We start from the raw sequence: 20,264 nt of genomic DNA on the forward strand, positions 1-20,264 counted from the left end.
CGTGAAACATCCCGCATCGCTCGGCGCCCCGCTCACGACCAGTCGACGGCAGCGCGCAGCAGCCACTCATGCGCCCGCGCGATGTGCGGCATGGCGAGTGTGCCGGTACGCACCACCAGGAAATACGTACGCAACGGTGGCACGGGCGGGTCGAGCAGAGCGACGATCTCCCCGCGTTCCAAGTTCTCCTCGCACAGATAGCGCGGCAGGACGGCGAGGCCGGCGCCCGCGATCACACAAGCGAGCACCGCGCGCAGATCGGGCACGACGACCGTGCCGGAGACAGCGGGCCGGGAGTCGAAGACAGCGGCCCAGTAGCGGCTGACCAGGGGCAACGACTCGTGCACCTCGACCACAGGGAACTTCTCCAGGGACGGCGCCGCGTCGCGGTGCAGCATGCCGCGGCCGATCCGGGCAGCCAAGCGAGGGGCGGCGGCCAGCACGTGCTCCTCGTCGCAGAGCGGAGTCGCCGTGTGCAGCGCGCCGCGCGGACGGGCCGTCGCGATGGCCAGATCGTGATGCCCCGCAGCGAGCCCCTCCAGGGTTTCCTCGGCCGTTCCGAAGCTTGCCCGTAACGCGATGCTCTGCCCGTCGTCGCGGGTCAGGGCCGTCAGCGCGGGCAGGGCGCGCTCCGCGGTGAACTCCGGCGGCCCCGCCAGGTGCAGAGTGCGTACGGGGGACTCCTCGTCGAGCCCGGTTTCGGCGATCTCCACGAGGGCGTCGAGATGCGGAGCCGCCTTGTGGGCCAGCTCGTCGCCGATCGTCGTGGCCGTGACACCGCGCGCCTGGCGCAGGAATAGCGGGCGCCCCAGCTGCCGCTCCAGCGTGCGGATCTGGGAGGTGACCGCCGGCTGGGACAGGCCGAGCAGAGCGGCGGCGCGCGTGAACGAACCGGCCCGGTGCACCGTCACAAAGGTGCGCAGCAACGCGAGATCCATCGCGGCACGCCTCCCTCCCCAACCCCCGGCCGCGCCCAACTATAAATAAGTCGATAGGTTTCTGTCGCTACCGTGATTGGACACTGACACAGAGTCAACTAGCCTTGCTTGCGCGGTTCTTAGCGCGCAGGAACCGGGACGGTCCGAGCCACGAGGGGGGAGGCTCGGACCGTCCGTTGTACGTAGCGCGGTACTAGGGCCTGTCTTCAAACTCCCGGCGATGTCACCGTTCGTGGGCCTCGTCCAGCGCCCGCAGCACGTCCGCCACCAGGTCCTCGGTGTTCTCGGCGCCCGCGGAGAAGCGGATGAAGCCTTCGGTGACGGCGTCCCCGCCCCAGCGCCCGCGCCGTTCGGCGGTGGACCGTACGCCGCCGAAGCTCGTCGCGTCGTCCACCAGGGTCAGAGCGTCGAGGAACCGCTCGGCCTGTGCGCGCGAGGGCAGTTCGAAGGAGACCACGCAGCCGAAGCGCCGCATCTGACCTGCGGCGACGTCATGGGACGGGTCGCCGGGCAGACCCGGATGACGCACCCCGGTGACGTCGGCGCGCGCCAGCAGGGCGTGCGCCACGGCCAGCGCGTTGGCGCTCTGCCGCTCGGCACGCAGCTCGAGCGTGGCGAGGGACCGGTGCGCGAGCCAGGCCTCCATCGGCCCCGGAATCGCCCCGACGATCTTGCGCCAGCGCTTCACCGAGGCGATCAACTCGGCGTCGGCACAGGCGACGTAGCCGAGCAGGAGGTCGCCGTGGCCCGTGAGCTGTTTGGTGCCGCTGGCCACCGCGAAGTCCGCGCCGAGCTCCAGCGGGCGCTGCCCGAGCGGGGTCGCGAGCGTGTTGTCCACGGCGACGAGCGCCCCGCGCGCGTGAGCGGCGTCGGCGAGGCGCCGGATGTCGCAGACATCGAGTCCGGGGTTGGACGGCGTCTCCAGCCACAGCAGCCGCGCCCCTTCGAGGACGTCGAGCTGCGCGTCTGCGCCGGTCGGCGCGGTGCGCACCTCGATCCCGTACGCCGTGAGCTGCTCGCGGACGAGCGGGAAGACCTGGTAGCCGTCGGCCGGCAGGACCACCGCGTCGCCGGCGCGCAGCTGCGAGAAGAGGACCGCGGAGATCGCGGCCATGCCGGAGGCGAAGGCCAGCGTCTGCACGCCGGAGCGCCCTGGAGCCTCCAATTCGCTGATGGCGCGCTCGAGATGCGTCCACGTCGGGTTCTCGTCGCGACCGTACGCATAGGGCCCCGACACATCGCCGGGCAGATGGAAGTGTGCGGCGAACACGGGTCCCGGCAGGGTCGGTTCGTTCTTGACCGGCTCGGGAAGACCGGCACGGACCGCCCGCGTGCCGTCTCCCGGCTCCTGTGCCGAGGGCTTCGTCATGCGATCTGTCCCTCCACCGCTTCGCGCACGGACACGAGAAGGCCCTCCGAGGCCGCCTCGACCAGCTTCAGGCACTCCTCGAAGCCGCCCAGATCGCCGTAGTACGGATCGGGGACATCCAGGTCCGAGGCAGCGGCCCCGGCGTCGTAGGAACGCAGCAGACGCACCTTCTCGGCGTCCTCGGGCGTCGACGCCAGGCGGCGCAGCGTGCGCAGATGGCCGTGGTCGAGGGCGACGACCAGGTCGAGGCGGGCGAACCAGTCGCCGTGGAACCGGCGGGCCGTGTGCTCGGAGGCATAGCCGTGCTCGGTGAGGACCTGGACGGTGCGCGGATCGGCGCCGTCGCCCTCGTGCCAGCCGTCCGTGCCCGCGCTGTCGACCTCGACGAGGCCGTCGAGCCCCGCCTCCTCGACGCGGGCGCGGAAGACGTGCTCGGCCATGGGCGAGCGGCAGATGTTGCCGGTGCAGACGAAACAGACGCGGTAGGTCATCCTCGGCCGCTCTCAGTCCTTGCCGTCGGGCAGTACGACGTTCAGCGCCCAGGAGACGACCGCGACGATCAGGCCACCGACGATCGCCGTCCAGAGGCCGTCGACGTGGAAGCTCAGGTCCACCTGGTCGGCGAGCCACGAGGTGAGCAGCAGCATCAGGGCGTTCACGATCAGCGTGATCAGGCCGAGCGTGAGGAGGAACAGCGGCAGGGTCAGAAGTTTTACGATCGGCTTCACGATCACGTTGACCAGGCCGAAGATGAGGGCGACGAGGACCAGCGTGCCGATCTTCTTGCCGGTGCTGTCGCCGGTGAGGGTGATCTTGTCGAGCACCCAGACCGCGACGGCCAGGGCTCCCGCGTTGGCGAGCGTCTTGACGAGGAAATTCTTCATGTGTCTGATCGTTGCAGACATGACTGGTGACAGGGGTGGGAGAGCGCGATGAAGGCGTTCCGGTTGGATGAGCTCGAGGCGGAGAGAGCCGCCAACGACGGGGCGTATCTGCAGTTTCTGCGGGAGCGCAATATGTCGGTCGGGCTGTACGCGCTCGACGCGGGCGCGCAGGACCCGCAGCAGCCGCACAGCCAGGACGAGGTCTACCTCGTGGTCAGCGGCCGCGGTTCGATCACGGTCGGCATGGAGACCACTCAGGTCGCCCGGGGCAGCGTGGTGTACGTGCCGGCCGGTGCCGCGCACAAGTTCCACCACATCAGTGAGGACCTGCGCGTTCTCGTCGTCTTCTCGCCTCCGGAAGGCTGACGGGTCGGCCCCGGGGACGGGCCCCACCTCGGGGTTCCCTAGGGGACGGGTCAGGGGAGGACAAGGGATCAGAAGGGCCCGCACGGCCCTTCGACGTGCCAGCATCGAGTCAGAAGCTCGAAGCAGAAGCATCCAAGGGACAACGAAGGAGCGATGGCAGTGCGAGAGATATTCGCGGACATGCCGTGGTGGGTGAAGTGGGTCGCGGTGCCGGTCATCGCCATCGTCGTGTTCGGCGGTCTGATCGCCAGCGTCGTCGGCTTTGTGATCGGCCTGCTGTTCAAGGTGCTCGTGTTCGCCGCTCTGGTGGGTGGACTCATCTACGTAGTGCGGAAGTTCCTGGTCGGATCGTCGTCGCGGAGCCGCGACTGGTGAAGCCGCACGCACTTGTGTGCGGGTCCCGGTCGTTGCGTCGCGCGACCTTTCGCACGACCGGGGGAAGTTTCCTTGCGCGGCAGGCGCCAATCGGTGGCCAAGGGTTAGAGTCCGGAATTCGATGGCTTTAGCCCCCTGCGAGCCTCGAATACGCGGGGGTCCCCCACGCGCATCGGGAGTGAACCTTGGCCACGGTCGATACCGCGCCCGCCGCCCCGCAGACACTCATCGGCTCCGTACAGAGGGCCATGCGACTGCTTGAGGCGGTCGCTTCCCATGACGACGGGGCGCCGGCCAAGCAGCTCGCGCGGGAAGCCGGCCTCGCCCTTCCCACCGCGTACCACCTGCTGCGCACGCTGGCTCATGAGGGATATCTCCGCCGGGAGAACGGCGTCTTCGTTTTCGGTGACGCCACCGAGCGTTTGAGCAGCAGCGGCGCACAGCAGAATCGTCGCAGCATGATCACCGATGCGCTGCGGCACTGGCGCGACACCATCGGCGTCCCGGTCTACTTCGCGGTCTACCGAGACGGCGAGATCGAGCTCGTCGCCGTCGCCGACACCCCGGCCAATCCGGCCGTCGAGGAGTGGGCCGACTTCCGTGAGACCGGCCACGCCCATGCCATCGGCCAGTGTCTGCTCTCCCAGCTCGACGAGGCGGCCCGCAAGGACCACCTCGACCGCTATCCCGCGCAGTCCATCACTCCGTATTCGGTCCGCGACGACCGCGCGCTGCTTCGGAAACTGGACCGGGTGGGCCGCATGGAACCGGTCGTCGAGCATCAGGAGTACGCGCTGGGCGCGGCCTGCGCCGCGTTCCCCCTGACGATCGGGTCGGCCGCGGCAACTTTGGCCATTTCTCTCCCTTCCCATCAGGCGGAGAAACTGCTGCCCACAGCCCGTCGGTTGCAGCACGAGATCGGCAAGCTGGTAGGAACACTCGCCTTCTCTATCAGCATTTGAAAACTCACTCCTTGTGATCCTGTGTGTACGTTGAGCAAGATGCCAGCAGTGTCAGGCAGGTAATTCCTGGCCAATCGACGGCAAGTTGACGGGGTAGGCGATGCGCGAGTCGGTACAAGCAGTTCAAGCAGAGGTCATGATGAGCTTCCTCGTCTCCGAGGAGCTCTCGTTCCGCATTCCGGTGGAGCTCCGGTACGAGTCCACCGATCCGTACGCCGTGCGGCTGACCTTCCATCTTCCCGGAGACGCGCCCGTGACCTGGGCGTTCGGCCGGGAGCTCCTCGTTGACGGGGTCAACGGGGCCAGTGGCGAAGGGGATGTACAGGTCACACCGGTGGAGCGGGTCGGCGGCGCCGTCGGTGAGATGCCGGGAGAGGTGCACATCAGGCTCCAGGTCGGGGCGGACCAGGCCCTGTTCCGAGCCGGGGTCGCACCGCTCGTCGCGTTCCTCGACCGGACGGACAAACTCGTCCCGCTGGGACAGGAGGAGACGGGCGCGGACTTCGAGTCCGACCTCGACGAGGCTCTCGACCGGATCCTCGCCGAGGAACAGAGCGCGGGCTGATTCCCCATCGGCTCGCACGACAGCAGACGGCTCACGCGCCACCAGATGGCCTGTACGACACCGGACCAGACGTAACGCTTCAGCAGCGCGGTGCACCCGAGCAGTTCCGCGCCTTTCAGCGTTTACGCCGCCGGCCTCCGCCACCGCGTCCAGGAGCGGGGGCGGCCTTAGCGGGCTCCCGCGTCTCCGGGCGGTCGGCGGAGACCACGAGCGCGGCCAGCGCGGTGGTCACCGGCACCGAGGCGACGAGGCCGATCGAGCCGACCAGCGTACGCACGATCTCCTCGGCCACCAGCTCGCTGTTGGCCACGTCGGCGACGCTGCTCTGCGCGATCGAGAAGAGCAGCAGCAGCGGCAGCGCGGCGCCCGCGTAGGCCAGGACGAGCGTGTTGACGACGGATGCGATGTGGTCGCGGCCGATGCGGATGGCCGCCCGGTACAGGGCACGCCGGCCCAGCGTCGGGTTCGCCTCGTGCAGCTCCCACACGGCAGAGGTCTGCGTGACCGTCACGTCGTCGAGCACACCGAGCGAGCCGATGATGACGCCGGCGAGCAGCAGACCGCTCATGTCGATGTCCGGGTACAGGCCGTGGATAAGACCCGTGTTGTCGTCGGTGTTGCCCGTCAGGGCCGCCCAGCCGATGAACAGCGAGCCCAACAGGCCGATCAGCAGCAGGGAGACGAGGGTGCCGAGCACGGCGACGGAGGTTCTGGCCGTCAGGCCGTGACACATGTAGAGCGCGATCAACATGATCGCGCTGGCCCCGACCACCGCGACGACCAGGGGGTTCGACCCCTGAAGAATCGCGGGCAGGATGAAGAACGTCAGCACCATGAAGCTGATCGCGAGAGCGACCAGTGCCATGACGCCGCGCATCCGGCCGACCACGACCACGGCCAGGGCGAAGATTCCGGCCAGCAGCACCATCGGAACCTTGCGGTTCACATCGGTGACCGAGTACTGCAGGTCCTTCGGTGCGTCCGGCGCGTAGGCGGCGATCACCTTCTGGCCCTCGTGCAACTGCCGCGGTGAATCCGGCTGGACGACCTCGGTGAACGTACGGCCCTTGTCCTTGCCGCTGTCGATCCGGATCGTCGCGTTCTCGCAGGTGCCACCGGTCTTCTGCTCGCCCGTGGTGCCCTGTTGCGCCGTGGGGTCCCCGGTCGGGCTCTGCCCCTGGGCGTGCACGGACGAACAGTCGACCTGCTCGACCTGGGTCACCGTGGCCTGTTGCGTCTGCCGGTCGAAACCGACACCGCTGCGCTCGTGCGGCGGTGCGCCGCCCGGCCAGAGCACCGCGAGGCCCACGACGACCGCGACCGAGAACGGGATCAGGACGGCCGCGATCACTTTGCGCAGGTGCCGCGAGACAGGCGCCGCTGGGCCATGGCTGTGGGAGTGCCCATGCGGGGGGTGAGACGGCGGAGCTGGAGGCTGCTGGCTGGTGGTCACCGCCCGATCATCGCAAGAACGGAGGGGGCCCTCTGGTCAACGCGGCGTACGTCACGTTAGCGTGGAGCCGCTTTTGCCATCGCGGGAGCTCGGAGCACCGGGCTGAGAGGGCGCTGACCTTCGTCCCAGCGCGTTTCACGTGAAACAGCGTGGAACTGCGTGACCAGGGGACGGATATCGCTGCGTCGACCGCTGAACCTGTTACCGGGTAATGCCGGCGTAGGGAGTAGGTCTCATGACCACAACGGACGCGCACACGCCTGCCTCCAGCTCGACCGAGGAGGCCGGCCGGTCCATCGGCTGGCACAAGGGGTACATCAGGGGCTCGCGCCCCGACCTCCAGGTGCCGGTCCGTCAAGTGCATCTCACCAATGGGCAGTCGGTGACGCTGTACGACACCTCAGGTCCGTACACCGACCCGACCGTCGACACCGATGTCCGCCGCGGACTCGCGCCGCTGCGGGAGAACTGGATCATCGCCCGCGGCGACACGGAGGAGTACGCGGGCCGCCCCGCCCGCCCTGAGGACGACGGCATCAAGCACACGTCGCCGCGCGGCGGGCTGCGCAACCTCGACGCGGTCTTCCCCGGCCGCCCGCGCCAGCCGCGCCGCGGCCGGGACGGGCAGGCCGTGACCCAACTCGCGTACGCGCGCCGGGGGGAGATCACCCCGGAGATGGAGTACGTGGCCATCCGGGAGAACGTCGCGCCGGAGGTCGTGCGCGAGGAGATCGCGGCGGGCCGGGCCGTGCTGCCCGCGAACGTCAACCACCCGGAGATCGAGCCGATGATCATCGGCAAGCGTTTCCTGGTGAAGGTCAACGCCAATATCGGCAACTCGGCCGTGACGAGCTCCATCGAGGAGGAGGTGGACAAGATGACCTGGGCGACCAAGTGGGGCGCCGACACGGTCATGGACCTCTCCACCGGCCGCAATATCCACACCACGCGCGAATGGGTGCTGCGCAACTCCCCTGTCCCGATCGGCACCGTGCCGCTCTACCACGCACTCGAAAAGGTCGACGGCAAGGCAGAGGAACTGACCTGGGAGGTCTACAAGGACACGGTCATCGAGCAGGCCGAGCAGGGCGTGGACTACATGACGGTCCACGCGGGCGTCCGCCTCCCGTTCGTCCCGATGACCGCCGACCGCAAGACCGGCATCGTCTCCCGCGGCGGCTCGATCATGGCCGCGTGGTGCCTCGCGCACCACAAGGAGAGCTTCCTCTACGAGCACTTCGAGGAGCTCTGCGAGATCCTCGCGGCGTACGACGTCACGTACTCGCTCGGCGACGGCCTGCGCCCCGGCTGCATCGCGGACGCCAACGACGAGGCCCAGTTCGCGGAGCTGAGGACGCTCGGCGAGCTGAACTCCATCGCCAAGCGCCATAATGTGCAGACGATGATCGAGGGCCCGGGCCATGTCCCGATGCACAAGATCAAGGAGAACATCGACCTCCAGCAGGAGATCTGCGAGGAGGCGCCGTTCTACACGCTCGGCCCGCTGACCACCGACATCGCCCCGGCGTACGACCACATCACCTCCGGCATCGGGGCCGCGATGATCGCCTGGTGGGGCACGGCGATGCTCTGCTACGTCACGCCGAAGGAGCACCTGGGGCTGCCCAACCGCGACGACGTGAAGACCGGCGTCATCACGTACAAGATCGCGGCGCATGCGGCGGACCTCGCCAAGGGCCACCCGGACGCGCAGGCCTGGGACGACGCGCTCTCCGACGCCCGCTTCGAGTTCCGCTGGGAGGACCAGTTCAACCTGGCCCTCGACCCGGACACGGCGCGGGAGTTCCACGACGAGACGCTGCCGGCGGAGCCCGCGAAGACGGCGCACTTCTGCTCGATGTGCGGGCCGAAGTTCTGCTCGATGAAGATCTCGCAGGACATCCGGCGCGAACACGGCAGCACGTCCTCGGAGATCGAGGAGGGCATGGAGCAGAAGTCCAAGGAGTTCGCGCGGGCCGGCAACCGCGTGTATCTGCCGATCGCCGACTGACGGCATGACGGTGGGGCCCCTCGTGCACGAGGGGCCTCGTCGTCGGGCACGGCCCGGTGGCCGCCGGAGGGTCAGTCCGGCTGGTGGTCCGGGCCGCCGAAGTCCGGGCTGGAGAAGTCCGGGCTCGAATAGCCGGCGCGCTGGCCCGTGGCGGTGCCACCGCCGTCGGGACTGCTGAACCCCGGCCTGTTGTAACCGAGTTGCGGCATGCGCCCGCCGGAGCCTCCGCGGCCCCCGAGGTGCGAGCCGCCGCCCGCCGAGGGATCCGCCAGGGCGTCCCGCAGGAACGGCAGGATGCCCCGGTCCAGGAGCGCGACGCGCCAGGCCTCCCTGGCCTGCTTCACTTCCTCGCTCGCCTCGCCGTGCGCGCTCGCCTGGAGCGACGTCGATCCATTGCGCAGCGCCGCGAGCAGCAGGCAGACGGCCGCGACGAGAATGCTCGCCGCGGTGATCGCGCCGAAGACCCAGCCGAAGGTGAGCAGCGTTCCGGCGAAGGCCGGTACCGGGTTGAGCATGTTCAGGACGTAGCCGACGATCAGGAAGATCACGGCTGCGGTCCCGGCCAGGACCGGGGCGAGCACGACGGCGACCGCGGCGACGCCCGGTCCCGTGCTCTCCCCGCTGGAGTTGCCTCCTTCGCGTAGCGGACGCAGGAGCCGCGGCGTGGAGCGCAGTTCCTCGCGGACCTTGACGTAGCGCTGGTACTCGTCGGCTGCCGCCGTGTTGATCAGTGCGGCGGCGCCGAGCGCCATGGTGCGCAGCTGTTCGGGGTTGAGCCGCCGGCCCACTGCGGCGAGTTCAGGCCGATTCGGTGCGGTACGCAGCGCGTCATCGAGGAGCCGCTCGAACTCGGGACGGTCCTCGTTCAGCAAATGCGGAGCGCTGTTCATGTGCATCCCCCGATGCTCCGTAGGGCTTGGTGGCCCGCATGGGTGCGAGCCGTCGGGCAGAAACGGAGGGGAGCCTGCTACGGATAAGCCGATGGTAGAGCTGTCACGGCACGCGGTGACAGGGGGTTTCCGGAAATTGGCCCGTGGCCAGTCGGATCCTCCGCTTTCGCGTCTGCCCCGCGAAGTGTCAGATATCCATGGGGAGTTGCTGGACAAGCAGTTTTCCGGCCATGGTCACGCCGCCGTCCATGGCGATGGCCAGGCCGTTCGCGTACACATGCGGGCCCTCGACGGGGGGCCTGCCGTCCTCGCTGTCCCCGTCCTCGCCACCGACCTCGCCGAGCAGGTACGGGATCGGGCTGTGGCCGTGCACGATGCGCGAGCCGCCGAAGACGTCGAGTAGCTGCCGCACGGCGCCAGGTCCCGACTCCTCGTCCTTGAACGCGAACCGCTTGGTGAACTTGCGGAACAGGTCCCAGCACTCGTCCGCGTCATTGCGCGTGAGGGTCTCGCGCACCGTGTCGTTGACGGCCTCGATGGAGTCGCCGTAGTCGAGATACGCGGTGGTGTCCGAGTGCGTGAGCAGGTGGTCGTCCTCGATCTCGATCGCGTCGAGCCGGGACATCCACTGCAGATGTACGTCCTGGAGGCGGTCCATGTCGGCCTTCTGCCCGCCGTTGAGCAACCAGGCCGCCTGGAACGTGGCGGTGCCCGCCCCGGAGTTCACGGGCGTGTCGCCGAACCGCTTCGCGCCGAGCAGCAGCAGCTCGTGGTTGCCCATGAGCGCCTTGCAGTAGCCGCCCGCGGCCGCCGCCTCCGCGGACAGCCGCATGACGAGGTCGATGACGCCGATCCCGTCCGGCCCGCGATCGGTGAAGTCGCCGAGGAACCACAGGCGCGCGGTGCCCGCCGCCCAGTTGCCCTCCGCGTCGATCAGGCCCTGCTCGCGGAGCGCGGCCAGCAGCTCGTCGAGGTAGCCGTGCACATCGCCGACGACGTACAGCGGGCCGAGGCCCTCGTCCCCCGTGGGCGCGGGCTGCGCCGCCTCGACCTGGACGGTGTCGCCCTGGTTGATGACCGGCAGATCGCGCTCGGTCGGCGTGTAACCGTCGGAGAGATCCTCGGGATTCCCTGCGCCGGGCGGGGGTACGTCGGGGTCCGTCGGCTGCACGTTCGCCGGTACGTCATGGACGTACGCGGGAACACGGAAGTCGCGCAGCGTCCCCGTGCCCGCTGCGGATCCCAGACCGGCCCCCTGAGTCATCGACCCCTCCACCACCATTGCGCCGCCTGTGCACCGTATCGGACTGCCTGGTCGCAGCGGCCCGCGGTGTCGTGCGCCCATCATAGGAATGCGGCTCGCGCTGTGTGATGCACCAGGGGTGGTGAATCGGTGACGGGCGGCTGATCGCCGTGCATTTCTCCCGAATTGGTGTGGACTTTTCTCTTCGCAGAAGTCGATGGAGGGGGCGGACCGGGGCGGTCAGCCCTTTCCCGGCGAGCGGGGAGGGTTGACCGTGGTGCGGTGCGGGCGCCGCTGGGACGAGGTCCGCACGATGAGTTCGGTCGGCATCACCTGCTCGACCGGCTGGTCGGACTCGACGCCTTCGATGGCGTCGATGAGAAGCTGCACGACGGACGTCCCGATCCGCCGCGGTTTGAGGGAGAGGGTGGTGATGGGCGGTTCCGTGTTCGCATAGACCGTCGACTCGCTGCAGCACACCAGCAGGAGATCCTCCGGGACGCGCAGCCCGTAGCGGCGCGCGGCGGCGAGCAGATCGGTGCCGTTGGGATCGAAGAGGCCGTAGACCGCGTCGGGGCGGTCGGGCCGGGCGAGCAGCCGGTCGGCTGCGACGGCGCCCGCGCACGGGTCGTGCGCGGGGTACGACTCGTAGACCGGTTCCTGTCCGATCCGCTCGCACCAGCGCAGGTACGCCGAGGTGGAGAGGTGTGTGTACGTGTCGGTGGTGGTGCCGGTCAGCAGGCCGATGCGGCGGGCGCCGGACTCGGCGAGGTGGTCGAGGATGCCGAGCACGGCGGCCTCGTGGTCGTTGTCGACCCAGGCGGTCACGGGCAGGGTGCCCGCGGGACGTCCGTCGGAGACGACAGGCAGGCCCTGGCGGACCAGCTCGGTGACGACCGGATCGTGGTCGGAGGGGTCGATGACGACGGTGCCGTCGAGTGCGACGTTCGACCACACGTCGTGGCGTGAGGTGGCGGGCAGGATGACGAGGGCGTACCCGCGGGCGAGCGCGGCGGAGGTGGCGGCGCGGGCCATCTCGGCGAAGTACGCGAATTCTGTGAAGGTGAAAGGTTCATCCCCGTACGTCGTCACGGTCAGGCCGATGAGGCCCGATTTCCCGGTACGGAGCGTGCGAGCGGCGGCGGATGGGCGATAGCCCAACCGCTCGGCGACCTCGCGTACATGGCTTCGGGTGGCGTCCGGGAGCCTGCCCTTACCGTTGAGCGCATCGGACACAGTCGTGATCGAGACCCCGGCGGCTGCGGCAACATCTCTGATGCCTGCCCGGCTCGGCCGGGTGCCCCTGCGGGTCGTCTCTGCCCGGCTCACCTGGTGCTTCCCTGCTGCTGTCATGGCGAGCCGATAGTAGGGCTCATTCGGCTGCATGGTGGGGGCGCATATGCAGGCGTTGACAGGCACGTTTCTGCAAGGTGATTACCCATCATCAACCTTGAAATTAAAGGGAGTTGAGGGGTTGGGCTATGGCACTTCGCTTGTCGTCACGCATGGGCCTGCCAAGTCGGCGATGTTGCGAGTAGGTCTCAACTCACCTTCACGGGTGATGCGCGCCACGGCGCGAGCCACCGGCGCGCGTCAGGACGGGGAGCGCTCCCCCCTCTCCGCACGCCTCGGGGAGGGGTCGGGACCCGGGCCATTGGGGAGCGCGGCGAATCCTCTTAAGGTGAGCAGTATTGGAACGGTGCCCACAAGGAGGACTGCGGTGAGCGAGATCAACCCCAAGCTGCGTGCGGAGCTGGCGGGGATCCCTGCCTACAAGCCCGGCAAGCCGGCCGCTGCTGGGGGGCCGGTGGCGTACAAGCTGTCCTCCAACGAGAACCCGTATCCTCCGCTGCCCGGGGTGATGGAGCAGGCGATCGCGGCCGCCGGGACCTTCAACCGCTACCCGGACATGGCGTGCACCGGCCTGATGAACGAGCTGTCCGACCGTTTCGGTGTGCCCGTCACGCATCTGGCCACGGGGACCGGCTCGGTCGGCGTCGCGCAGCAGCTGCTCCAGGCGACCTCGGGACCGGGTGACGAGGTCATCTACCCGTGGCGGTCCTTCGAGGCGTACCCGATCATCACGCAGATCAGCGGTGCGAAGTCGGTGCAGGTGCCGCTCACGCCGAGCGAGGACCACGACCTCGACGCCATGGTCGACGCGATCACCGATCGCACGCGCCTCATCTTCGTCTGCAACCCCAACAACCCCACGGGCAATGCCATCCGCCGGGCCGAGCTGGAACGGTTCCTCGACCGGGTGCCCTCCGATGTGCTGGTGGTCCTCGACGAGGCGTACCGCGAGTTCATCCGCGACACCGAGGTGCCGGACGGCGTCGAGATCTACCGGGACCGGCCGAACGTGGCGGTGCTGCGGACCTTCTCGAAGGCGTACGGGCTCGCGGGGCTCCGTGTGGGCTTCGCCATCGCGCACGAGCCGGTCGCCGCGGCGCTGCGCAAGACGGCGGTGCCGTTCGGTGTGAGCCAGCTCGCACAGGACGCGGCGGTCGCCTCGCTGCGCGCGGAGGACGAGCTGCTCGGCCGGGTCGGCTCGCTGGTGACCGAGCGCACGCGGGTCGTCGAGGGGCTGCGGGCGCAGGGCTGGACGGTGCCCGAGACGCAGGCCAACTTCGTGTGGCTGCGCCTGGGGGAGAAGACGATGGACTTCGCGGCGGCCTGTGAGCGGGCGGGCGTGGTCGTACGGCCGTTCGCGGGTGAGGGTGTGCGCACCACGATCGCGGAGACCGAGGCCAACGACATCTTCCTGAAGGCGGCCGAGGAGTTCCGCAAGGAGCTGTAGGGCGCCGCGGGTTGGCCGCGCACCGTAGCCGCAGGGGGTCTCCCGAAGTAAAGGGGGACCCCCTCTCGTATGCCGACAACCAGTACGACATAATGCTTGTGAATGTGAACGCGTTCACAAGCGTGTCCTGGTTCCTCCCGGGATTTGTGGGATTAAAGGGGCAAACTGCCGCTGTGACTACGGCGATGTAAGGAGAAGACGCAGTGGACCCGACAACGGTCGCCCTCGCGCCGGAGACCCTGGCGCGATGGCAGTTCGGCATCACCACCGTCTACCACTTCCTGTTCGTGCCGCTGACGATCTCTCTGGCCGCGCTCACGGCGGGCCTCGAGACGGCGTGGGTGCGCACGGGCAAGGAGAAGTACTTCCACGCCACGAAGTTCTGGGGGAAGCTTTTCCTGATCAATATCGCGATCGGTGTCGCGACCGGGCTCGTGCAGGAGTTCCAGTTCGGCATGAACTGGTCGGACTACTCGAAGTTCGTCGGTGACGTCTTCGGCGCTCCGCTCGCGATGGAGGCGCTGATCGCCTTCTTCTTCGAGTCCACCTTCATCGGGCTGTGGATCTTCGGCTGGGACAAGCTGCCGAAGAAGATCCACTGCGCCTGCATGTGGATGGTGTCGATCGGCACGCTGGCCTCCGCCTACTTCATCCTGGCGGCGAACTCCTGGATGCAGCACCCGGTCGGCTACGAGATCGACGGCAAGACCGGCGTGGCCCGTCTCAACGACATCTGGCACGTCCTCTTCCAGAACACCGCGGTCGTCCAGTTCGCGCACACCATCTCCTCCGCCTTCCTGACCGGCGGAGCGTTCATGATCGGCGTCTCCAGCTTCCTGCTCTGGAAGATCAAGAAGCAGAAGGAGGCCGGCGAGCAGGTCGACCGCAAGCGGACCATCACGCTGCGCAGCTCGCTGCGGATCGGACTGGTCACCGCGATGATCGCGGGCGTCCTGGTCGCCCTCTCCGGCGACCAGCTGGCCAAGGTGATGTTCAAGCAGCAGCCGATGAAGATGGCGGCGGCCGAGGCGCTGTGGGACACCGAATGCCCCGCACCGTTCTCCATCTTCGCCGTCGGCAACGTGAACAAGGGCCACAACTCCGTCGAGATAGAGCTTCCCGGCCTGCTGTCCTTCCTGGCCGACGACAACTTCACCAGCTGCGTCCCGGGCATCCACGAGACCGCCAAGGCCGAGGCCGACAAGTACGGCGGCTCCCCCAACGACTACATCCCCAACATCTTCATCACCTTCTGGGGCTTCCGCCTGATGATCGGTATCGGGCTCACCGCTGCCGTCGCCGCGGGCGCCGGATTCTGGCTGACCCGGAAGAAGCGATGGCTGTTGCCCGAGCATCGAAGGGGCGAGGACGAAATCCCCAAGCTGATGCTCACCAACAAAAAGGAACTCGGCCCGACCGTCACGAAGTGGGGCTGGCGGGTCGGCATGGCCTCGCTGATCTTCCCCTTCATCGCCAACTCCATCGGCTGGATCTTCACCGAGATGGGCCGTCAGCCCTGGGCCGTCTTCGGGCTGTTCAAGACCGCGGACTCGGTATCCCCCGGAGTCAGCCAGACCGAGATGGCGATCTCTCTGAGCGCGCTGACCCTGCTGTACGCGGTGCTGTTCTGGATCAACGTCCGGCTGATGAAGAAGTACGCCGTCAAGGGGCCCGACACGGACGAGGAACCGCCGACCAAGGATCCGAAGCTGCGTGGGCCCTGGGGGGACGACTCCGATGACGACGATGCCGACAAGCCACTGACCTTCGCGTACTGAGAGGAGAAACGCCATGGGCCTCAACGACTTCTGGTTCCTTCTGATCGCCGTTCTGTGGACCGGCTACTTCTTCCTCGAAGGCTTCGACTTCGGGGTGGGCATCCTGACGCGGCTGCTGGCGCGCGACCGGACCGAGCGGCGCGTGCTGATCAACATCATCGGGCCGGTGTGGGACGGCAACGAGGTCTGGCTGCTCACGGCGGCCGGCGCGATGTTCGCCGCGTTCCCTGTTTGGTACGCGACGTTCTTCAGCGCCTTCTACATGCTGCTCGTGCTCGCGTTGCTGCTGCTGATCGTGCGTGTGCTGTCCTTCGAGTACCGGCACAAGCGGACGGAGGAGAGCTGGCAGCGCAACTGGGAGCTGGTGCTCTTCGGCAGCTCGCTGCTGCTGCCGTTCCTGTGGGGTGTGATGTTCGCCGACATGGTGCACGGTGTGCCGATCAACTCCCAGCAGGACTTCGCCGGTTCGTTCAGCGACCTGCTGACCTGGTGGGGACTGCTCGGCGGCCTCGCCTTCACCGCCGTGTGCACGCTGCACGGGGCCGTGTTCACCGCACTGAAGACGGTGGGGGACATCCGGGTGCGGGCGCGTGCGCTCGCGACGAAGGCGGGGGTCGCCACCGTGCTGCTGGGTGGCGGGTTCCTCGCCTGGATCCAGGTCGAGCGCGGAACGGTGTGGACCGCGGTGGCGTTCGCCGTGGCGGTCGTCGGGCTGCTCGGGACGCTCGTGATGAACGCCAGGGGGCGCGAGGGCTGGGCCTTCAGCTTCAACGGGATCGCGATCGCGGCGGTGGTGGCGGTGATCTTCCTGTCCCTGGTGCCGAACGTCATGCCGTCCTCGCTCAATGAGGCGTGGAACCTGACGATCGACAACACGTCCTCGGGTCCGTACACGCTGAAGGTGATGACCTGGGTCGCCGGGATCATGACGCCGCTGGTCCTGCTCTACCAGGCCTGGACCTACTGGGTGTTCCGCAAGCGGCTCGGCACGAACCACATGCCTGCCGAGGCGCACTGAGCGCTTTCGCCCGTCTGCGTTCGCCTACGTTCGTCTACGTGAGGGTGTGTTTCACGTGAAACCGATCGACCAGCGTCTGTTCCGGTACGGCCGGGCCTCTCGCCTCTTCCTGATCGCGGTGGTGGCCCTGGGCGCCGCCGGGGCGGGACTGGTCATCGCGCAGGCGATGCTCATCGCCGAGGTCGTGGTGGGCGCGTTCCAGCACGGCCTCGACGTGGCCGAACTGCGGACGCCGCTGCTGCTGTTGGCGGCGGTCGCGGCCGGACGCGGGCTCGTGGCCTGGCTGACCGAGCTGGCCGCGCACCGGGCGAGCGCGGCGGTCAAGTCGGAGCTGCGCAGGCGGCTGTTGGAGCGGGCCGCGCGGCTCGGCCCGGGGTGGTTGAGCGGGCAGCGCACCGGGTCCCTCGTGGCGCTCGCGACGCGCGGCGTGGACGCCCTCGACGACTACTTCTCCCGCTATCTGCCGCAGTTGGGGCTCGCGGTGGTGGTCCCGGTGGCGGTGCTCGCCCGCGTCGTCACCGAGGACTGGGTGTCGGCGGCGATCATCGCCGGCACGCTGCCCCTCATCCCGATCTTCATGATGCTGATCGGCTGGGCGACCCAGTCCCGGATGGACCGTCAGTGGCGGCTGCTCTCCCGGCTTTCGGGACACTTCCTGGACGTCGTCGCGGGCCTGCCGACCCTGAAGGTGTTCGGTCGCGCCAAGGCGCAGGCCGAGTCCATCCGCAAGATCACCGGCGAGTACCGCAAGGCGACGATGCGCACCCTGCGGATCGCCTTCCTCTCGTCGTTCGCGCTGGAGCTGCTGGCCACGCTGTCGGTCGCGCTCGTCGCCGTGACCATCGGCATGCGGCTCGTGCACGGCGAGATGGATCTGTACATCGGGCTCGTGATTCTGGTGCTCGCGCCCGAGGCGTATCTGCCGCTGCGGCAGGTGGGCGCGCAGTACCACGCGGCGGCCGAGGGGCTCGCCGCGGCGGAGGAGATCTTCGCGGTCCTGGAGTCGCCGCTGCCCGAGGCCGGTACGCGGGACGTCCCCTCGGCCGGCGGAATCGGGTTTGAAAGCGTTTCTGTTCGCTACGAAGGGCGGTCTTCGGAGGCCGTCTCCGATGTCTCCTTCAAGGTCGCCGAGGGCGAGACCGTGGCCCTCGTAGGGCCGAGCGGGGCGGGCAAGTCGACGCTGGTCAGTGCCCTATTGGGTTTTGTACGCCCTTGTGGTGGGCGGATTTCCGTCGGCGGTGTCGACCTCGCCGAGGTACGGCGTGAGGCGTGGCACGCGCGCGTGGCGTGGGTTCCGCAGCGGCCACAGCTGTACGCCGGGTCGATCGCGGACAACGTACGGCTCGCGCGGCCCGAGGCCGATGACGCCGCGGTGCTCGCCGCGCTGCGGGAGGCGGGGGCCCTGGAGTTCGTCGAGGCGTTGCCCGAGGGCATGGCGAGTGTGCTCGGGGAGGACGGCGCCGGGCTCTCCGCCGGGCAGCGGCAGCGGCTCGCGCTGGCGCGGGCGTTCCTCGCGGACCGGCCGGTCGTGTTGCTCGACGAGCCCACGGCCGCGCTCGACGGCGGGACCGAGGCGGGCATCGTCGACGCGGTGCGCAGGCTCGCCGTGGGGCGGACCGTGCTGCTCGTCGTGCACCGTCCCGCGCTGCTCGCCGTAGCGGACCGGGTCGTACGGATCGAGGCGCCCGGCGCGGTGCCGGCGCAGGCGCGTGGCGCCGCGCAAGGGAGCCCGTCCGCGCGAGCCTTCGCCGATGCCGTCGACGCCGCCCCGGTGGAGGTGCGCGCAGACGTATCGGCGGACCGGCGCCATGCGCTCGCACGGCTGCGCGCCGCCGCCAGGCCGCGCCGCTCGCGGCTCGTCCTCGCCCTGCTGCTCGGTGCGCTCGCGCTCGGCAGCGCGGTCGGCCTGATGACGACGTCCGGGTGGCTGATCTCGCGGGCTTCGCAGATGCCGCCGGTGCTCTACCTGATGGTCGCGGTGACGGCCACGCGCGCGTTCGGCATCGGGCGGGCGATCTTCCGGTACCTGGAGCGGCTCGTGTCGCACGACGCGGTGCTGCGGATGCTGGCCGACACCCGGGTCGCCGTGTACCGGCGCCTGGAGCGGCTCGCCCCGGCGGGGCTGCGCACGACGCGGCGCGGCGACCTGCTCTCCCGGCTCGTCGCCGATGTGGACGCCCTGCAGGACTACTGGCTGCGCTGGCTGCTGCCCGCGTCGGCCGCCGCGCTCGTGGGCGTGGGGTCGGTGGCGTTCACCGCGTGGCTGCTGCCTGCCGCGGGCGTCGTGCTCGCCGTGGGGCTGCTGCTCGCCGGGGTCGGGGTGCCGCTGCTGTCGGGCGCGGTGTCCCGGCGCGCGGAGCGGAGGCTGGCCCCCGCGCGCGGGGTGCTCGCCACGAAGGCCGCCGAACTGCTCACCGGTACCGCCGAACTGACGGTCTCGGGCGCGCTGCCGCGACGTACGAAGGAGGCCGCGGAAGCTGACTCCGTGCTGACGCGGATCGCCTCGCGCGCCGCCACCGCGACCGCGCTCGGAGACGGGCTCACCGCGCTGATCACCGGCCTGACCGTGGCGGCCGCCGCACTCGTCGGAATCCAGGGTGTGCGCACGGGCCAGCTCCACGGGGTGTCGCTCGCGGTCGTCGTCCTGACGCCGCTCGCCGCGTTCGAGGCGGTGCTCGGCCTGCCGCTCGCCGTGCAGCACCGCCAGCGCGTCCACAAGAGCGCTGAGCGGGTCCACGAGGTCCTGGACGCGCCGGAACCCGTACGGGAGCCCGAGCGGCCCGCACAGGCGCCGCAGGACCCCTTCCCGCTCGCCGTGCGCGGCCTCACCGCCCGCTACGAGGGCCAGGAGCGGGACGCGCTCGCCGGCCTCGATCTGACGCTGGAGCGCGGCCGTCGCGTCGCCGTCGTCGGCCCGTCGGGTTCGGGAAAGACGACCCTCGCCCAGGTGTTGCTGCGCTTCCTCGACGCGGACGCCGGGACGTACACGCTCGCCGGGGTCGACGCGTCGGACCTCGACGGCGACGCGGTCCGGCGCCTCGTCGGGCTGTGCGCCCAGGACGCGCACCTCTTCGACAGCAGCCTCCGCGAGAACCTGCTGCTCGCCAAGAAGGACGCCACCGAGGACGAGCTGTGGGCGGTGCTCGGCCGCGTACGGCTGCGCGAGTGGGCGCAGGCGCTGCCGGACGGGCTCGACACCCTGGTGGGTGAGCACGCGGCGCGTCTCTCGGGTGGCCAGCGGCAGCGGCTCGCGCTCGCCCGCGCGCTGCTCGCCGACTTCCCCGTCCTCGTGCTCGACGAGCCCGCCGAACACCTCGACCTGGAGACTGCGGACGCACTCACGGCGGATCTTCTGGACGCCACGCGGGGGCGGACGACAGTGCTGATCACGCACCGGCTCGCGGGTCTGGAGGCCGTGGACGAGGTGCTCGTGCTCGACGGAGGCCGGGTCGCCCAGCGCGGTCCGTACGCCGACCTTGTCGCGGTCGACGGGCCGCTCCGGGAGCTTCGGCGTCAGGAGGGCGCGGCGGAGGCGCTGGCCTGCGCGGGGAGCTGAGGTCCTGCCTCGGGCAGCCGCCCGCCAGCATCCCGACTTTCCTCGCCAATCGGCAC

Annotated in this window: 17 protein-coding genes and 1 riboswitch; of the genes, 9 read left to right on the forward strand and 8 right to left on the reverse strand. The window is 69.3% G+C overall.

The window, feature by feature from the left end; translation table 11 throughout:
• Positions 1 to 32: 32 nt before the first annotated feature.
• The 4 genes from ACFYWS_RS34405 to ACFYWS_RS34420 form a co-directional block, all read right to left on the reverse strand.
• Positions 33 to 938 (reverse strand): LysR family transcriptional regulator, encoded by a 906-nt coding sequence (locus ACFYWS_RS34405; RefSeq protein WP_389282967.1) that lies wholly within the window; start codon positions 936 to 938, stop codon positions 33 to 35.
• A gap of 223 nt (positions 939 to 1,161) precedes the next feature.
• Positions 1,162 to 2,307 (reverse strand): cystathionine gamma-lyase, encoded by a 1,146-nt coding sequence (locus ACFYWS_RS34410; RefSeq protein WP_389282968.1) that lies wholly within the window; start codon positions 2,305 to 2,307, stop codon positions 1,162 to 1,164.
• The gene (locus tag ACFYWS_RS34415; RefSeq protein WP_389282970.1) at positions 2,304 to 2,798 is read right to left on the reverse strand and encodes a low molecular weight protein-tyrosine-phosphatase; all 495 of its coding nucleotides are present in this window, start codon (positions 2,796 to 2,798) and stop codon (positions 2,304 to 2,306) included. Before ACFYWS_RS34415 ends, ACFYWS_RS34410 begins: the two co-directional genes overlap by 4 nt.
• 12 nt (positions 2,799 to 2,810) lie before the next feature.
• The gene (locus ACFYWS_RS34420; RefSeq protein WP_389282972.1) at positions 2,811 to 3,191 is read right to left on the reverse strand and encodes a phage holin family protein; all 381 of its coding nucleotides are present in this window, start codon (positions 3,189 to 3,191) and stop codon (positions 2,811 to 2,813) included.
• A gap of 48 nt (positions 3,192 to 3,239) precedes the next feature.
• Here ACFYWS_RS34420 and ACFYWS_RS34425 point away from each other — a divergent pair, with 48 nt between their 5' ends.
• The 4 genes from ACFYWS_RS34425 (at position 3,240) to ACFYWS_RS34440 (ending at position 5,459) form a co-directional block, all read left to right on the forward strand.
• Complete coding sequence (locus ACFYWS_RS34425) at positions 3,240 to 3,557, forward strand: cupin domain-containing protein (protein ID WP_389282974.1); 318 nt, start codon at positions 3,240 to 3,242, stop codon at positions 3,555 to 3,557.
• A 159-nt stretch (positions 3,558 to 3,716) separates the two neighbouring features.
• The gene (locus ACFYWS_RS34430) at positions 3,717 to 3,932 is read left to right on the forward strand and encodes a DUF5326 family protein (RefSeq protein WP_351332288.1); all 216 of its coding nucleotides are present in this window, start codon (positions 3,717 to 3,719) and stop codon (positions 3,930 to 3,932) included.
• Positions 3,933 to 4,117: 185 nt separating this feature from the next.
• Positions 4,118 to 4,894, forward strand: a complete 777-nt coding sequence (locus ACFYWS_RS34435) for an IclR family transcriptional regulator (RefSeq protein WP_389282976.1) — start codon at positions 4,118 to 4,120, stop codon at positions 4,892 to 4,894.
• A 100-nt stretch (positions 4,895 to 4,994) separates the two neighbouring features.
• Positions 4,995 to 5,459: an SsgA family sporulation/cell division regulator gene (locus tag ACFYWS_RS34440; protein ID WP_385758954.1), complete on the forward strand. Its 465-nt coding sequence runs from the start codon at positions 4,995 to 4,997 to the stop codon at positions 5,457 to 5,459.
• A 115-nt stretch (positions 5,460 to 5,574) separates the two neighbouring features.
• Here ACFYWS_RS34440 and ACFYWS_RS34445 read toward each other — a convergent pair whose 3' ends face one another.
• On the reverse strand, positions 5,575 to 6,912 hold the full coding sequence (locus ACFYWS_RS34445) for a YibE/F family protein (RefSeq protein ID WP_389282978.1): 1,338 nt from the start codon (positions 6,910 to 6,912) through the stop codon (positions 5,575 to 5,577).
• 71 nt (positions 6,913 to 6,983) lie between these two features.
• Positions 6,984 to 7,155, forward strand: a riboswitch (TPP riboswitch).
• Between ACFYWS_RS34445 and thiC the strand changes: the two genes are divergently transcribed.
• A complete protein-coding gene (gene thiC / locus ACFYWS_RS34450; RefSeq protein WP_389282979.1) occupies positions 7,148 to 8,923 on the forward strand; it encodes a phosphomethylpyrimidine synthase ThiC in 1,776 nt (591 codons plus the stop codon). Its footprint overlaps the riboswitch before it by 8 nt.
• A gap of 71 nt (positions 8,924 to 8,994) precedes the next feature.
• On the opposite strand, the gene ACFYWS_RS34455 is transcribed toward thiC, so the two are convergent.
• From ACFYWS_RS34455 to ACFYWS_RS34465, 3 genes are all read right to left on the reverse strand, one after another.
• A complete protein-coding gene (locus ACFYWS_RS34455; RefSeq protein ID WP_389282981.1) occupies positions 8,995 to 9,819 on the reverse strand; it encodes a hypothetical protein in 825 nt (274 codons plus the stop codon).
• A 181-nt stretch (positions 9,820 to 10,000) separates the two neighbouring features.
• Positions 10,001 to 11,077: a metallophosphoesterase gene (locus ACFYWS_RS34460; RefSeq protein WP_389282983.1), complete on the reverse strand. Its 1,077-nt coding sequence runs from the start codon at positions 11,075 to 11,077 to the stop codon at positions 10,001 to 10,003.
• 219 nt (positions 11,078 to 11,296) lie between these two features.
• The gene (locus ACFYWS_RS34465; RefSeq protein ID WP_389282985.1) at positions 11,297 to 12,409 is read right to left on the reverse strand and encodes a LacI family DNA-binding transcriptional regulator; all 1,113 of its coding nucleotides are present in this window, start codon (positions 12,407 to 12,409) and stop codon (positions 11,297 to 11,299) included.
• A gap of 367 nt (positions 12,410 to 12,776) precedes the next feature.
• Between ACFYWS_RS34465 and hisC the strand changes: the two genes are divergently transcribed.
• From hisC to cydD, 4 genes are all read left to right on the forward strand, one after another.
• A complete protein-coding gene (gene hisC, locus ACFYWS_RS34470; RefSeq protein WP_389282987.1) occupies positions 12,777 to 13,856 on the forward strand; it encodes a histidinol-phosphate transaminase in 1,080 nt (359 codons plus the stop codon).
• A gap of 203 nt (positions 13,857 to 14,059) precedes the next feature.
• Complete coding sequence (locus ACFYWS_RS34475) at positions 14,060 to 15,634, forward strand: cytochrome ubiquinol oxidase subunit I (RefSeq protein ID WP_389282989.1); 1,575 nt, start codon at positions 14,060 to 14,062, stop codon at positions 15,632 to 15,634.
• A gap of 13 nt (positions 15,635 to 15,647) precedes the next feature.
• Positions 15,648 to 16,652 carry a cytochrome d ubiquinol oxidase subunit II gene (gene cydB / locus ACFYWS_RS34480; RefSeq protein WP_389282991.1) on the forward strand — a complete coding sequence of 335 codons (1,005 nt, stop codon included), beginning with the start codon at positions 15,648 to 15,650 and terminating at the stop codon, positions 16,650 to 16,652.
• 55 nt (positions 16,653 to 16,707) lie between these two features.
• Entirely contained in the window at positions 16,708 to 20,208 is a 3,501-nt protein-coding gene (cydD, locus tag ACFYWS_RS34485) for a thiol reductant ABC exporter subunit CydD (protein ID WP_389282993.1), read from the forward strand.
• Positions 20,209 to 20,264: the final 56 nt, after the last annotated feature.

Source organism: Streptomyces sp. NPDC002795 (assembly GCF_042888725.1).
Classification (GTDB): domain Bacteria; phylum Actinomycetota; class Actinomycetes; order Streptomycetales; family Streptomycetaceae; genus Streptomyces.

Bases quoted from the DNA above. Each gene is read 5' to 3' on its own strand.
- ACFYWS_RS34420 (WP_389282972.1), bottom strand. From the start codon at position 3,191: ATGAAGAATTTCCTCGTCAAGACGCTCGCCAACGCGGGAGCCCTGGCC.
- ACFYWS_RS34415 (WP_389282970.1), bottom strand. From the start codon at position 2,798: ATGACCTACCGCGTCTGTTTCGTCTGCACCGGCAACATCTGCCGCTCG.
- ACFYWS_RS34465 (WP_389282985.1), bottom strand. From the start codon at position 12,409: ATGACAGCAGCAGGGAAGCACCAGGTGAGCCGGGCAGAGACGACCCGC.
- ACFYWS_RS34460 (WP_389282983.1), bottom strand. From the start codon at position 11,077: ATGACTCAGGGGGCCGGTCTGGGATCCGCAGCGGGCACGGGGACGCTG.
- thiC (WP_389282979.1), top strand. From the start codon at position 7,148: ATGACCACAACGGACGCGCACACGCCTGCCTCCAGCTCGACCGAGGAG.
- ACFYWS_RS34425 (WP_389282974.1), top strand. From the start codon at position 3,240: ATGAAGGCGTTCCGGTTGGATGAGCTCGAGGCGGAGAGAGCCGCCAAC.
- cydB (WP_389282991.1), top strand. From the start codon at position 15,648: ATGGGCCTCAACGACTTCTGGTTCCTTCTGATCGCCGTTCTGTGGACC.
- ACFYWS_RS34410 (WP_389282968.1), bottom strand. From the start codon at position 2,307: ATGACGAAGCCCTCGGCACAGGAGCCGGGAGACGGCACGCGGGCGGTC.
- ACFYWS_RS34455 (WP_389282981.1), bottom strand. From the start codon at position 9,819: ATGCACATGAACAGCGCTCCGCATTTGCTGAACGAGGACCGTCCCGAG.
- ACFYWS_RS34405 (WP_389282967.1), bottom strand. From the start codon at position 938: ATGGATCTCGCGTTGCTGCGCACCTTTGTGACGGTGCACCGGGCCGGT.
- ACFYWS_RS34440 (WP_385758954.1), top strand. From the start codon at position 4,995: ATGCGCGAGTCGGTACAAGCAGTTCAAGCAGAGGTCATGATGAGCTTC.